This is a genomic window from Siccirubricoccus phaeus (assembly GCF_008360935.1).
GTDB lineage: Bacteria > Pseudomonadota > Alphaproteobacteria > Acetobacterales > Acetobacteraceae > Siccirubricoccus > Siccirubricoccus phaeus.
This window is the reverse complement of the sequence record NZ_SRXO01000003.1, coordinates 408165-422633: the sequence shown is the minus strand read 5'-3', so window position 1 is coordinate 422633 and position 14469 is coordinate 408165. Positions and strand designations below refer to the sequence as shown.

At 69.7% G+C, this 14469-nt stretch carries 8 protein-coding genes; 6 read left to right on the top strand and 2 right to left on the bottom strand.

What is annotated here, in order from left to right:
• Positions 1-122 precede the first annotated feature (122 nt).
• The 4 genes from E5N76_RS29375 to E5N76_RS06655 all read left to right on the top strand — a co-directional run bounded on the left by E5N76_RS29375 (position 123) and on the right by E5N76_RS06655 (position 8086).
• Entirely contained in the window at positions 123-5561 is a 5439-nt protein-coding gene (locus tag E5N76_RS29375; protein WP_187830015.1) for an SdiA-regulated domain-containing protein, read from the top strand.
• A complete protein-coding gene (locus E5N76_RS06665) occupies positions 5561-6847 on the top strand; it encodes a glycosyltransferase family 9 protein (RefSeq protein WP_187830014.1) in 1287 nt (428 codons plus the stop codon). Before E5N76_RS29375 ends, E5N76_RS06665 begins: the two co-directional genes overlap by 1 nt.
• The gene (locus E5N76_RS06660) at positions 6844-7638 is read left to right on the top strand and encodes an FkbM family methyltransferase (protein WP_187830013.1); all 795 of its coding nucleotides are present in this window, start codon (positions 6844-6846) and stop codon (positions 7636-7638) included. The genes E5N76_RS06665 and E5N76_RS06660 overlap by 4 nt, the downstream gene beginning before the upstream one ends.
• 175 nt (positions 7639-7813) lie before the next feature.
• Positions 7814-8086 carry a hypothetical protein gene (locus tag E5N76_RS06655; protein WP_149536492.1) on the top strand — a complete coding sequence of 91 codons (273 nt, stop codon included), beginning with the start codon at positions 7814-7816 and terminating at the stop codon, positions 8084-8086.
• Positions 8087-8307: 221 nt separating this feature from the next.
• Here E5N76_RS06655 and E5N76_RS06650 read toward each other — a convergent pair whose 3' ends face one another.
• Together E5N76_RS06650 and E5N76_RS30320 are read right to left on the bottom strand one after the other, a co-directional pair.
• Positions 8308-9393, bottom strand: coding sequence for a TRAP transporter substrate-binding protein (locus E5N76_RS06650; protein ID WP_149536491.1), 1086 nt, complete (start codon positions 9391-9393; stop codon positions 8308-8310).
• Positions 9394-9783: 390 nt separating this feature from the next.
• Positions 9784-11061: a DUF2325 domain-containing protein gene (locus tag E5N76_RS30320; RefSeq protein ID WP_149536490.1), complete on the bottom strand. Its 1278-nt coding sequence runs from the start codon at positions 11059-11061 to the stop codon at positions 9784-9786.
• A 169-nt stretch (positions 11062-11230) separates the two neighbouring features.
• On the opposite strand from E5N76_RS30320, the gene E5N76_RS06640 reads away from it, so the two are divergent.
• A complete protein-coding gene (locus E5N76_RS06640; protein WP_149536489.1) occupies positions 11231-12727 on the top strand; it encodes an aldehyde dehydrogenase family protein in 1497 nt (498 codons plus the stop codon).
• A gap of 132 nt (positions 12728-12859) precedes the next feature.
• Positions 12860-14353 (top strand): aldehyde dehydrogenase family protein, encoded by a 1494-nt coding sequence (locus E5N76_RS06635; protein WP_149536488.1) that lies wholly within the window; start codon positions 12860-12862, stop codon positions 14351-14353.
• The last annotated feature ends 116 nt before the right edge of the window (positions 14354-14469 follow it).

Below are 14469 nucleotides of genomic sequence, written 5' to 3'. Positions count from 1 at the left end.
TTACAAATCCGTCGTCCCAAGACGCGAGATGACCGCGTCGCCTCCCGGTAGAGCGAGATCCGTCCGCCTTTCTTGCCATGGCGGACGGAACGCCTCACGGCCAGCCTGCGGGAGCCATCCTTATGTCCGGGACGAATATCGATCTCTCCACCTATGTCCGCATCGGCCGCTACGACCTGCCCGAGCCCACCCGGACCGACGCCCCGGAAGACAGTGTCCTGGCCCAGGAAGTCTCCGCCGTCACCTACAACCGGGATACCGACACGCTCTTCGTCGTCGGCGATGGCGGCACCTCGATCGTGCAGATCTCGAAGGAAGGCGAGCTCATCGACTCGATGACGCTGGCGCCCGGCGGCAGCCCGCAGAACACCGAATTCTACGATCCCGAAGGCCTCGCCTATATTGGCAACGGCATGTTCGTGATGACCGAGGAGCGCGACCGCCGCGCCGTCCTCTTCACCTACGAGGCCGACGGCACCCTGACCCGCGACGAGGCGCAGACCGTCACCCTCGGCACCAATGTCGGCAATATCGGCCTGGAAGGCCTGACCTACGACCCGCTGACCAACGGCTACATCTTCGTCAAGGAAGCCGACCCGGAAGGCATCTTCCAGACCACGATCGACTTCGACGCCGGCACGGCGAGCAACGGCTCCGCCAGCACCGAGAACTCGACCAACCTGTTCGACCCCGGGCTGCTCGGCCTCACCGACATCGCCGACGTCTTCGCCTTCTCCAACGTCGCCCTGCTGACCGGCACCGACGAGGCCGAGCACCTGCTGGTGCTGAGCCAGGAGGATGGCCGGATCGTCGAGGTGGACCGCGACGGCAACATCCTCAGCACGCTCACCATCTTCACCGATCCCGGCAACCCCCTCGCCCTGCCCGACCAGCAGCATGAGGGGCTGGCGATGGATGATGACGGCATCCTCTATGTCGTCAGCGAGAATGGCGGCGGCGATTTCGACCACCCGCAGCTCTGGGTCTATGCGCCCTCCGCCGCGGCGAACACCGCACCGACCGCCATCGCGCTGGACGGCGCCGTCACCACGCTGGAGGAGGACACCGGCACCTCCTCCCGCGTCCGGGTGGCCAATGTCGTCATTACCGATGACGGCCTCGGCTCCCATACCTTCTCGCTCAGCGGCGCCGATGCGGCGATGTTCGAGGTGGACAACACCGGCCTCTACATCAAGGCCGGCACCGTGCTGGACTACGAGACGCAGTCGAGCTTTTCCGTCACCGTCGCGATCGACGACGAAGGCGTGGGCGGCACGCCGGATGCGACGACGAGCTACACCCTGACGCTGACGGATGTGGCCGACAACCCGGCGCCGGCGGGCCTCTACATCTCCGAGATCGCGCCCTGGTCGAGCGGCAACAGCCCGGTCGGCGCCGATTGGTTCGAGGTGACGAATGCCGGCACCAGTGCGGTGGATGTCACCGGCTGGAAGATGGATGACAGCTCCGACGTTTTCGCCCAGGCCGTCAGCCTCACCGGCATCACCAGCATCGCCGCCGGCGAGTCGGTCATCTTCCTCGAGACCGACGACCTCGAGGCGGCTAAGGCCGAGTTCATCGCCACCTGGTTCGGCGGCACCGCCCCGGCCGGGCTGCAGATCGGCGCCTATAGCGGCGGCGGTGTCGGGCTGAGCACCGGCGGCGACGCGGTGAACCTCTACAACGCCGTCGGCGAGAAGCAGGCGAGCGTGAGCTTCGGCGCTTCCCCGGCCGACGCCCCCTTCACCAGCTTCAACAACGCGGCCGGGCTGAACAATGCCGAGGTCACGGCGCTCAGCGAGGTGCGCACCAACGGCGCCTTCGCCGCGCCGGGCGACGCGGCGGAGATCGGCTCCCCCGGCACCGTCGGCCGGGTCTTCATCTCGGAAGTGGCGCCCTGGTCCAGCGGCGACAGCCCGGTCGGCGCCGACTGGTTCGAGGTGACGAACGGCACGGGCTTCGACCTCGACATCACCGGCTGGAAGATGGATGACAGCTCCGGCTCGCCGGCCGCCGCGGTGGCGCTCAACGGCATCACCACCATCGCCGCGGGCGAATCGGTGATCTTCCTCGAGACCGACGATCCCGAAGCCACAATCGCCGCCTTCATCGACACCTGGTTCGGCGGCACCGCGCCGGCGGGGCTGCAGATCGGCACCTATAGCGGCTCCGGCGTCGGCCTCAGCACCGATGGCGACGCGGTGCATCTCTACGACGCCAGCAACGCGCTGCGGGCGAGCCTGACCTTCGGCGCCTCCCCGGAGGCAGCCCCCTTCGGCACCTTCGACAACGCCGCGGGGCTGAACGCCGCCACCGTCACGCAGCTTGCGGCGGCGGGCACCGATGGCGCCTTCGCCGCGCCGGGCGACGCGACGGCGATCGGCTCGCCCGGCGCGGTCGCGGCGGCGGAGGAGCCGACCGGCCCGGCCTTCACCCTGCAGATCCTGCATGCCTCGGATTTCGAGGCCGGCGTGCAGGCGGTGGATCGGGCGCCGCAATTCGCCGCCATCGTGGACAGGCTGGAAGACCAGTACGCCAACAGCATCACCCTGGCCTCCGGCGACAACTACATCCCCTCGCCCTTCCTCAATGCCCAGGGCGATCCGACGATGAATGCGGTGCTGCAGGAATTCTACGCGCAGCTCCTCGGCGTGCCGGTCGAGACGCTCTCCGGCCTCACCTCCGATCTCGGCCGCGTCGACATCGCCATCATGAACGCCCTAGGCGTGCAGGCGAGCGTCTTCGGCAACCATGAATTCGACCTCGGCACCCGCACCATCCTGAACGCCATCGACATGACGCAGTCGGGCGGCCTGGCCACCGCGATCGGCGCCATGTTCCCCTACCTCTCGGCGAATCTGGACTTCTCCGGCGATGCCGACCTGGCGCCGCTGTTCACCGATGCGCTGCGCGACGCGGCGAGCTATGCGACGACCGCCGCCGATCTCGACCCGGCGAATATCGCGGCCGAGGCGGCGGACAAGCAGATCGCGCCCTGGACCACCATCGAGGAGAATGGCGAGACCATCGGCGTGCTCGGCCTCACTACCCAGGTGCTGGCCAGCATCTCCTCCGTCACCGGCGTGCGGGTGCTGGACTCGGCCGGCGATGGCGGGCAGAACAACACCGACGAGCTGGCGCAGATCCTGCAGCCCTATGTGGACCAGATGACGGCGCAGGGGATCAACAAGATCATCCTGCTGAGCCATCTGCAGCAATACGGGCTGGAGCTGGAGCTGGCGGGCAAGCTCGCGGGCGTCGACATCATCATCGCCGGCGGCAGCCACTCGGTCTTCGCGGATGAGACCGACCGGCTGACGGAAGGGGTGACCGCCGACGAGACCTATCCGGTGATCCGTACCGGCGTGGACGGCAATGCCGTCGCGGTCGTGAACACGGGCGGCGAGTACTACGATGTCGGCCGGCTGGTGATCGGCTTCGACGCGAATGGCGTGATCCTGCCCGACAGCATCGACCCCGAGGTGTCCGGCGCCTATGTGGCGGATGACCAGACGGTCGACGAGCTCTATGGCGAGGGTGAGGATCCCTATGCCGATGGCACGCGCGGCGGCGAGGTGAAGCAGCTCGTCGACGCCGTCGACGCGATCATCGACGCCAAGACCGCCGTCGTCGCCGGCTACACCGATGTCTATCTCCAGGGCCAGCGGGCCTTCACCCGCACCCAGGAGACGAATTTCGGTAACCTCTCGGCCGACGCCAACCTCTCCTACGCCAGGTCGGTCGACGACAGCGTGGTCATCAGCATCAAGAATGGCGGCGGCATCCGCGAGGGCGTCGGCACCGTCGGCGCGGGCGAGATCCCGAGCTACGAGCCGCCGGCGGGCGGCCGCGTCACCCAGCTCGACATCGAGAACGCGCTGCGCTTCAACAACGGCCTGTCGCTGGTCACGGTGACCGCGCAGGGCCTGCTCGACATCCTGGAGAACGCCGTCCGCGGCGTGGCGCCGGGCGCGACGCCGGGCAGCTTCCCGCAGGTCTCCGGCCTGAAATTCAGCTTCGACCCCAGCCGGGCCCCGGGTGACCGGGTGCTGAGCCTGGCCGTGGTGGATGAGGCCGGCTACCTCATCGACGTGGTGGTGCAGGATGGCGCGGTGGTCGGCGATGCCAGCCGCAGCTTCCGGCTGGTGACGCTGAACTTCCTGGCCGATGGCGGCGACGGCTATCTCGGCGGCAGCGGCGGCGCGGTCGTCACGCCGACCGACCGGGTGGACCTGTTCAACCCGGCCGACCCCAGCAGCTACACGACGGAAGGGCGCGAGCAGAAGGCCTTCGCCGACTACATGGCGGCGCATTACGGCACGCCGGAGGCGGCCTACGGCACGGCCGAGACGACGCCGGACCTCGACGAGCGCGTGCAGAACCTCGCCGCCCGCGAGGACGACGTGCTGCCGGACCCCGAGGGCACGGCGGGCGACGACAACCTGTTCGGCACCGCCGGCGACGACGTGCTGAACGGCCTGGCCGGCAATGACGTCATCACCTCCGGCGCCGGCAATGACAGCATCGATGGCGGCGCGGGCCTCGACATCGCCGTCATCGGCGCGGCGCGGGCCGAGGCGACGGTGGTGAAGACCGGCTTCGAGACCTGGACCGTGACCACCGCAGAGGGCACCGACACGCTGACCGGCGTGGAGCGGCTGCACTTCACCGATGGCGACCGTTCGCTGCTGCCGCTGGCGAACGACTTTCTCGGCACCCTCACCTCCAGCCCGCTCTTCCAGCACAGCGGCGGCACGCTGGCCTTCTGGGCGGTGGAGGACGGGCACGTCACCGCCGCCACCGGCCTCGGCGTCACCGCCGCCGGCTGGTCGGCGGTGGCGGCCGGCGACCTCACCGGCGACGGCATCGCCGATCTGGTGTTCCAGAGCGAGGCCGGGGACATCGCCCTGTGGACGACCAGCCAGGGCGTGGTCACCGCCACGCAGGGCATCGGCCTGCTGGGCGAAGGGGAGAGCTTCGCCGGCCTCGGCGACGTCAATGGCGACGGCACGCAGGACATCCTGCTGCGCGGCGCCGATGACCGGATCCTCGCCTGGACGGTCGCGAACGGCGCAGTCACCGGCGAGACGGTGGTCGGCACCACCAACGCCGCCTGGACCCTGGGCGGCACCGCCGATGTGAACAGCGACGGCACGGACGACCTCGTCTTCATCAGCGCCGATGGCGATGTCGCCGCCTGGCTGGTGCAGGACGGCGTCGCCACCGCCGGCCCCGGCATCGGCAAGCTGGCCGCGGGCTGGAGCTTCGGCGCCGTCGCGGATGTCGATGGCGATGGCCACCAGGATCTGGTGTTCAGCCACACCGACGGCTCGGTCGCCGCCTGGCGGCTGGACGGCAACGGCGCGGTGGCCGCGGCCGGTTCGGTCGGCAATCTGGCGCCGGGCTGGAGCCTCGTCAGCAGCGGCGACTACACCGGCGACGGGGTCGCCGACCTGCTCTTCGCCCAGGGCGATACCTATGGCTTCTGGGAAGTGCAGGACGGCGTGGCGGTGGCCGGCATCGGCCTCGGCGTCACCGCGGCCGACTGGGCTATCGTCTGATGGCGCTGCCGGGCGGCGCCCTGGGCGGCGGGGGCTTCACGCCCCCGCCGGCCGGGGCCATCCTGCCGCGGTTCCGCCATGCGGCGGCGCTGCTGCAGGCGACCTGGCGGCAGCATGGGCTGATGGCGGCGGCGGGCTACGGCTTCAGCACCGCGCTCCGCAAGGGTACGTTGCTGCTGCGCCAGGTCGGCGCCGGCATGCGGGAGCGGGAGTTGCGGCAGGCATTGCGTGAAGAGCGGCAGCGCACCCCGGGCGGGGTGCCCCGCATCGCCGTCGCCATCACTGGCGGGATCGGCGATTTCCTGGTCATCGGCCGCTTCCTGCGCGACCTGGAAGCGCATGCCGGCGGCGCGGGCTTCGACATCTTCTGCCCGCGCCCGGCGCTGGCCGCCTGGGCGCTGGGCGGCCTGCCGGGCCTGCGGCAGGTGCATTACGACATCCTGTTCGACGGGCTGCGCCGGGAATACGATGTGGCGCTGCGCGCCAACCAGATGGTCGTCCTCTACCAGGAAGACCTGCGCTGGGCGGCGGTGCGGGACAACCCGGCCCTGGCGGAGGCGGTGGCGACGCTGATCCGCAACCGCCCGGTGATCGACCCCTTCGTCGCACAGCACCCCTGGCACGACAATTTCCTGGCGCAGAAGGCGGTGTTCGGCGGCCGCAGCCGGCGGGACTTCCTGCACCACCTGGCCGGGCTGGAGTATCGCGGCGACCGGATGGCGGTGCCGCAGGAGGCGGCGGCGCTGCGCCGCTTCGGCCTCAGCCCGGGCGGCTACGTCACGGTGCATAACGGCTTCGACACGGAATTCATCATCGCCGGCCGCCGCGCCACGAAATGCTACCCGCATTTCGACGCGGTGGTGGCGCAGGTGAAGGCGGCGCGGCCCGACCTGGCCGTCATCCAGCTCGGCACCGCCACCAGCACGCCCATCCCCTCCTGCGACCAGGTGCTGATCGGCCGCACCAGCATGCCGGAGGTGGCGGCGATCCTCGCCGGCAGCCAGTTGCACCTGGACAATGAGGGCGGGCTGGTGCACCTGGCGGCGTCGCTCGGCACCCGTTCCGCCGTGCTGTTCGGCCCGACGCCAGTGGATTATTTCGGCTATCCGCAGAATCTCAACATTGCGCCGCCGGTCTGCGGCGGCTGCTGGTGGATGACCCGGACCTGGATGGACAGTTGCGCCAAGGGCTATGCCACCGCGCTGTGCCTGCAGCACCAGGCGCCGGAGGGCGTGGCCGCGCAGGTGCTGGCGGCGCTGGCGCCGGTGGCGGAGGTCGCGGCGTGACCCAGCCCGAGGCGACGCCGGCGGCGACGCTGGAGGCGGTGATCGAGCAGCGGCTGGGCGAGCCGCTGCGGCGCATCCTGGCGCGGCTGGAAGCCCCGGGGGAAGGTCCCGGCCTCGGCCCCTGGGGCTATCGCGGCCATCCGGACCAGCCCTTCGGGCCGCTGAGCTATGCCCAGTTCGGCGAGGACCTGATCCTGCTGAACCTGTTCCGCCAGCTCGGCGTGGAGCGGCCGAGCTACCTCGACATCGGCGCCCACCATCCGGTGCATTGCAGCAACACCGCGCTGTTCTATGCCCTGGGCGGCCGCGGCGTCTGCGTCGAGGCGAACCCGAACCTCATCCCCGCTTTCGCCGAGCTGCGGCCGGAGGATGTGATGGTGAATATCGGCGTCGGCCCGGCGGAGGGCGAGCTGCCCTTCTACATGATCGACGAGCGGTCCGGGCGGAACAGCTTCGACCGCGCGGCGGCCGAGGCCTTCGTCGCAGCGCATCCGGCCTTCGCCATCCGCGAGGTGCGGTCCATTCCGGTGATCACGCTGGACCAGGTGGTGGCGCGGCATTGTGGCGGCATCTGGCCGGACCTGCTGAGCATCGACATCGAAGGCCAGGATATCGCGGTGCTGGCGGCCTCCAGCCTGCGGCGCGGCGCCGGGCCGCGGATCATCTGCGCGGAGGTGGTGAGCGGCGGCGACCAGGATGCCGGCTCCGACATGGCGACGCTGCTGCAGGCGCGCGGCTATGCGGAGGCGTTCCGCACGGTGGGGAATTCCCTGTTCGTGGCGCGGGGCTGAGAAGGCGGAACGGCCGGCTGCGCAGCCCCCCCATGCCGGGGCCAGGCCTTCGCCGGACGCCTCGATCCGTGCGCGGCGGACGGGGCATGGCCCAGGACAAATCGGCGCCGAAGGGGTGGGCGAGGAAGAAGTACCAGGTGCCGTCTTCGCCGCGGTGATAGACCTCCATGCTGTGATGATGCAGCCCGATGCGGTTGCCGTCCTTGTCCTCCCCGGTGATCAGCCATTGCGAGTGCGTCATGGCGAAATCGCCGGATTACGTGACGTGATGCGTCACCGCATCCATATGCGGCTTGAGGCCGATACAGGCGGCCATGGCGGCGCCGATCGCTGCGGCGCCGCGGGCGATCCGGGTGCCGCCATGCACCTCGATTCCGGCACGCAGGCGCGCAAGCTGGGCGAATTGCGCGTCGTCGTCCGGCGCGGGACCCCAGCTCGCCCAGGCTGAATGACGCGGGGCGCCTGCCGGAAGCGGCAGCGGGAGGGCGATGTCCGATGAGCTCCGCGACGAAGCTGCCAGCACGGCGACGCGGAAGCGGGACACCAGCCCTTGTCTTCAATTAGAGAGTTAATCCGGTCAGGCGATTCCGTCCGATCGGAGTTGCTCCGACAGCGCGGGCAGGCCCCAGCCGGCCCAGGCGCTGCCGGGCGCGGCTGGCGGAGCGCCGCCTACCGCCGCAGCCGCCGGATCTGGTAGCTGTCGAAGGCGTATTCGGAGAGCTGCAGCCACTGATAGCCGTCCTGCCGGAACGCCGTCATCTCCTTGTAGATCTCGGCATAGACCGGGTCCGCCCGGGAATACTCCTCATGCATCTTCGTCGTCTCGTCGAAGCAGGCATCCAGCACGGATTGCGGGAAGGGCCGCAGCAGCGCCCCCGCCGCCACCAAGCGCTTCAGCGCCTGCGGGTTCAGCGCGTCGTATTTGGCCAGGCCGAGCGAGGTGGTGGCCGCCGCCGCAGTCTGCACGATGCTGCGATAGGCAGGCGGCAGCTCGTCGTATTTCTGCTTGTTGACGATGAGGGAGAGAATGCCCGTCCCCTCCCACCAGCCTGGATAGTAGTAATAGGGCGCGACCTTGTGGAGGCCGAGCTTCTCGTCGTCATAGGGCCCGATCCACTCGGCCGCATCGATCGTCCCGCGCTCCAGCGAGGGATAGATGTCGCCCGCGGCGATCTGCTGCGGCACGCTGCCAAGGCGCTGGAACACATGCCCCGCCAGCCCGCCGATGCGGAATTTCAGCCCCTTCAGATCCTCGGGCGAGCGGATCTCCTTGCGGAACCAGCCGCCCATCTGCGCGCCGGTGCTGATCAGCGGCCAGCAGAGGACGTTGTGCTTCTCATAGAGCAGGCGGTTCAGCTTCTCATTGCCGCCCAGCTCGTAGAGATAGGCCATCTGCTGCCGGCTGTTCAGCCCGAACAGCAGGACGGTGCCGAACATGAAGGCCGGATCGGTGCCGATGGAGTAGGAGGAAGCGGTGAAGCAGCTTTCGACGAAGCCCTTGGAGGTCGCCTCCCGCGCCTCGAGCGCCGGCACGATCTCGCCCGGGGAGAAGATGCGGATGGTGAAATCGCCATCGGTGGCCTCGCTGACCATCCGCGCGAAGGTGGTGGCGGCGCCGTAGAGCGTATCCAGGTTGCGCGGGAAGCTGGAGGTGAGGCGCCAGCTCACCTTGGGGCGGGTCTGCGCCAGGGCCGGCGCGGCCAGGCCGAGCGCCGCCGGGACGGCGCCGGCCGTCAGCATCATGCGTCTGTCCATCTACATTTCCTCCGGTTCTTGCGGGACGGCCCGCGCGGGGTCCGCCGGGGCGGCGGCCTTGGTTCTCCCGGCGCTGCCGCTTTCCGCCGGCTACCTTACCCAAGCTTTGCGCCGTGAGATGCCCCGATTCGGCGCCGTCCCGGCGGCGCGGGCGCAGTGCCGCCTTGGCATCGCCAGGCTACGCCCGCTGCAGGCCGACCCGGCTGCCAGTCCTGCCCGCGAAGTTCGCTGGATTTTCCAGCGAACGCAGCGGACAAGCAGGCCACTGAAAACAACAGCATCCCGCCTTCGCTTTCGCTCACCCGTCCCGCTCCAGCTCATTGTCCGGTCGCGTAGTTCGGCTTCGGTCGACCTCAACCGACCGCGCTCTGGCGGCGCGGGACAGGGCGTTCAGCGCCCGCCGCCATGTCCGGCGCGGAGCGCGGCCAGCAGGCTGGCGGCACCGGTCGAGCGCAGCGGCCGGAACGCCCGGCCAAGCTGCCGGCAGAGCCGCTTGACGTTGAGCGCCGCGTCATGGCTGACGCAATCCACCGGGAAGACGACGAGATCGGCGCGCCCGATCAGCCCGGGGAGCTGCGCCGCCCCGGCCTCGGCGTCATGATGGATGAGCTGCGAAACGCCCGCGCGCTCCGCCGCCGCGCGCAGCGCCGCAGTCTGGCCGGAACGGCCACCGACATAAAGCACCATGGCCGGCACCGGGCCGGAAGGCGGGGCCGGGGCCGGCGCCAGCGCGGCCTCCGCCGCGGCCAGCTCGCGCCGCAGCGCCTCGGCTTCCGCCGCCAGGGCCTGGCATTCCGCACTCCGCCTTGCCAGGGCCTCCTCCGCCGCGGCGCGCCGCCGTTCGGCGGTGTCGCGGCGCGACGCCTCGCGCCGCAACGCCTCCCGCCACTCGGCGGCGGGGTCTTCGGACATGACGGCCGGAGAGGGTGCAGCCTCGCGCCCGGCCTGCGCCACCAGAAGGGCCTGCAGGCCGCGGATGCGGCCATCACGCTCCGTCAGGTCGTGGCGCAGCCTTGCCTGCTGCCGCGCCACCGTCTCGCGCAGCGTGGCAATCTCCCGGTCCTGCGCCGCGAGGCGGCGGATATCCGCGCGATTCGCCGCGCCCACCAGGTGGGAGAGCATGTGCACATCGCCGAAGGCCTCGGCGACCAGGGGCTGGTCCGTCGCGGGATGGGTGAGCAGCGCCCAATAGGCGCCAGGGATGTCGCCTGACTCCAGCGCCTCCCGCCACAGGCGCCTGACGGAGTCGCGCCCGGCCGCCGCGCCGAAGCGGCGAATGGCCGACCGGTGCCGCTCCTCCAGCGCCTTGTTCAGCAGGCGCGATGCCTGGCCCTGCTGCGCCGCCAGCTCAACGCCGATCTTGTGCAACTCGTGGTCCGTCATGTCGCCCGCAGGCAGCCCGAGCTTGCGCAGCAGCCGGCGGAGCTCGTCCGTCGACAGGCAGGTGCCGATGATCGAGCAATGCAGCGTGGCGCCAAGGTCCCAGATCCGCCGGCGCCGGGGCGGCGACTGGGGCTCCGCCGCCGCCGCGAAGAGGGCAGCGGCGGCGGGCCGGACCGGCGGGAAGCGGATGGCGCAGCAGCCTGGGCCTGTGCTGCCCGGTGCGGGGAGGCCTTCGAAGATCGCGGGCCGCGGGGCCGGATCGGGGTAGAGGCGGCGCATCGACATGGGCTGCTTCCCGCATCGCTATAATCGTGCGATTATAGCGTTTCTGCCGGGCATGGGGAGCCCCAGGCCGGCAACGCCCGGCCGGGACGCCCCGCCGACAGCCCTGGCTCGACAAGGGAGCCAAGCTTTCGTTATAAACGACAAGATATAACGACTGGAGGAGCACAAGATGGACCTCGCCAGCGCGCATGGCCGGCTCAGCCCCGTCACAAGCGACTTCATCGCCCGGCCGCACCGGCTGCTGATCGACGGCAAATGGGTGGAACCCAGCTCCGGCAAGCGCTTCCCGGTGCTCGATCCCGCCACCGGCCAGCAGATCGCCAGCGTCGCCGAGGGCAATGCCACGGATATCGACCTGGCCGTCGCCGCTGCCCGCCGGGCCTTCGAGGCCGGTCCCTGGAGCCGGCTGAAGCCGACCGAACGCGGCAAGCTGGTCTGGAAGCTGGGGGATGTGCTGGAGGCCCATTCCGAGGAGCTGGCGGAGCTGGAATCCCTCGACAACGGCAAGCCCATCACCGATGCGCGCGCCGTCGACCTGCCCTTCGGCTGCGAGCTGCTGCGCTATATGGGCGGCTGGTCCACCAAGATCTGCGGCCAGCAGATCCCGATCTCGGCGCCGGGCGAGTGGCACGCCTATTCCATTCGGGAGCCGGTCGGCGTGGTCGGCCAGATCATCCCATGGAATTTCCCGCTGCTGATGGCGGTGTGGAAGATCGCGCCCGCGCTGGCCGCCGGCTGCACCATCGTGCTGAAGCCCGCCGAGCAGACGCCGCTCTCCGCGCTCCGCCTGGGCGAGCTGATCCTGGAGGCCGGCTTCCCGCCCGGGGTCGTGAACATCGTCACCGGCGACCATGTGCCGGGCGCCGCGCTCGCCGCGCATCCGGATGTGGACAAGGTGGCCTTCACCGGCTCCACCGAGGTCGGCAAGCTCATCGTCCAGGCCGCCGCGGGCAACCTGAAGAAGGTGAGCCTGGAACTGGGCGGCAAGTCGCCGGCCATCGTCTTCCCGGATGCCGATCTCTCGGTCGCCATCCCGGGCGCGGCCAACGGCATCTTCTTCAATATGGGCCAGTGCTGCACCGCCGGCTCGCGCCTCTTCGTGCATGAGAAGGTGTTCGACCGGATGATGACCGGCCTCGCCGACGAGGCGACGAAGCTGAAGATCGGCCCGGGCCTCGATCCGGAGACGCGCATCGGCCCGCTGGTCTCCGAGGAGCAGCTCAACCGCGTCACCGGCTTCCTCGCCTCCGGCCGCGAACAGGGCGCCGAGGTGGTCACCGGCGGCAAGCGCCACGGCAATGCCGGCTATTTCGTCGAGCCGACCATCCTGACGCGCACCACGCCGGAGATGAAGGTGGTGCGGGAGGAGATCTTCGGTCCCGTGGTCTGCGCCATCCGCTACGGCGATGATGACCTCGACCGCATCGCCAAGCAGGGCAACGCCACGGAATACGGGCTGGCGGCGTCCATCTGGACCCGCGACATCGGCGTCGCGCACAAGCTGGCGCGCAAGCTGCGGGCCGGCTCGGTCTGGATCAACGTGCATAATTTCAACGACGTCGCGCTGCCCTTCGGCGGCTACAAGCAATCCGGCTGGGGCCGCGAGATGGGCTACGAGGCGATCGAGCTCTACACCGAGACCAAGGCCGTCGCGGCGCTGCTCTGACCATCCCTTACCCCTGGAGCATGAGCCGTTCGCCGACGCTCGCGGCCCGCGCTCCAGGCCTTCATTCGATCGCGTGAGTCACGCCTGCGGTGACGTCACCGCAGGCGGTCACGCTCTGGCAAGGCGCATGAGATGAACGAGATCACGCAATTCACCACGCGGCATCCCTTCCTCGACGGCAAGCCGAAACGGATGCTGGTCGATGGCAAATGGCTGGAGGCCGCCTCCGGCAAGACCTTCCAGACCATCAACCCCTCCACCGGCGAAGTGCTGGCGGAGGTCGCCGAGGGCGATGCGGAGGATATCGACCGTGCCGTCGCCGCGGCGCGTCGCGCCTTCACCGGCCCCTGGTCGAAGTTCAAGCCCTTCGAGCGGCAGAATCTGCTGCTCAAGCTGGCCGAGCTGGTGGAGAAGCATTTCGAGGAGCTGGCGGCGCTCGACACGCTCGACATGGGCGCGCCGATCAGCCGCACCGTGGGCAACAAGCTGCGCGCCCTCGGCATGCTGCGCTACTATGCCGGCCAGGCGGTCTCCATCCATGGCGAGACCATCGAGAATTCCCTGCCAGGCGAATATGCCTCCTTCACCCTGAAGGAGCCGGTCGGGGTGGTGGGCGCCATCATCCCCTGGAACGGCCCGCTGACCGCGACGATCTGGAAGATCGGCCCGGCGCTGGCCACCGGTTGCACCGTGGTGCTGAAGCCGGCCGAGGAGGCGCCGCTGACGCCGCTGCGCCTGGCCGAATTGTGCCAGGAGGCGGGCGTGCCGCCGGGGGTGGTGAATGTCGTGCCCGGCTATGGCGAGACCGCCGGCGCCGCGCTGGCCAATCACCGCGACGTGGACAAGGTGGCCTTCACCGGCTCCCATCTCACCGGGCAGAAGATCATCCAGGCCTCCGCCGGGAATCTGAAGCGCGTCTCGCTGGAACTCGGCGGCAAGAGCCCCGATGTGGTCTTCGCCGATGCCGATCTGGATGCGGCGGTGCCCGGCGCCGGCATGGCGGTCTTCGCCAATTCCGGCCAGATCTGCTCCGCCGGCACGCGGCTCTTCGTCGAGCGGAAGATCTACCAGGAATTCTCCCAGCGCGTCGCCGACTACGGCAAGTCGCTGAAGGTCGGCAACAGCAGCGACCCGGCGACGCAGGTCGGCCCGCTGGTCTCGACGGAACAGCTCGACCGCGTCACCGGCTACCTGGCGATCGGCCGCCAGGAAGGTGCCCGCCCGCTCTCGGGCGGCGAAAGGCTGACCGAGGGCGACATGGCCAAGGGCTTCTTCGTGCCGCCCACCGTCTTTGCCGACGTCAAGGACGAGATGCGCATCGCACAGGAGGAAATCTTCGGGCCGGTGATTTCTGCCATCCCCTTCGACGACATCGAGGAGGTGATCGCCCGCGCCAACGCCACGCAATTCGGCCTCGGCAGCGGGCTATGGACCCGTGACGTGACCAAGGCGCATAAGCTGGCCCGCGCCATCCGCGCCGGCTCCGTCTGGATCAATTGCTATCAGGCGATGGACCCCGCCGTGCCTTTCGGCGGCTACAAGATGAGCGGCTATGGGCGCGAGAGCGGCAAGCAGCATGTCGAGGAATACCTCAACGTAAAATCCGTCTGGATCCGCACTGCCTGAAAGATGCGGCGCCAGCCTGGCATCCGCCCGGCAGGCGCCGGCCTTTCGCGCGGCGCCATCGCCGCGTCGTCATCTTCTTCCTGCCTGTCCCGCCGCTGCCGCGGGCAGGAGGAGGC

What these genes read in the sequence shown, in the direction of transcription:
- E5N76_RS06650 (WP_149536491.1), bottom strand. Translation starts at nt 9,393, where the DNA reads ATGGACAGACGCATGATGCTGACGGCCGGCGCCGTCCCGGCGGCGCTC.
- E5N76_RS06635 (WP_149536488.1), top strand. Translation starts at nt 12,860, where the DNA reads ATGAACGAGATCACGCAATTCACCACGCGGCATCCCTTCCTCGACGGC.
- E5N76_RS06665 (WP_187830014.1), top strand. Translation starts at nt 5,561, where the DNA reads ATGGCGCTGCCGGGCGGCGCCCTGGGCGGCGGGGGCTTCACGCCCCCG.
- E5N76_RS06640 (WP_149536489.1), top strand. Translation starts at nt 11,231, where the DNA reads ATGGACCTCGCCAGCGCGCATGGCCGGCTCAGCCCCGTCACAAGCGAC.
- E5N76_RS30320 (WP_149536490.1), bottom strand. Translation starts at nt 11,061, where the DNA reads ATGTCGATGCGCCGCCTCTACCCCGATCCGGCCCCGCGGCCCGCGATC.
- E5N76_RS29375 (WP_187830015.1), top strand. Translation starts at nt 123, where the DNA reads ATGTCCGGGACGAATATCGATCTCTCCACCTATGTCCGCATCGGCCGC.
- E5N76_RS06655 (WP_149536492.1), top strand. Translation starts at nt 7,814, where the DNA reads ATGATGCAGCCCGATGCGGTTGCCGTCCTTGTCCTCCCCGGTGATCAG.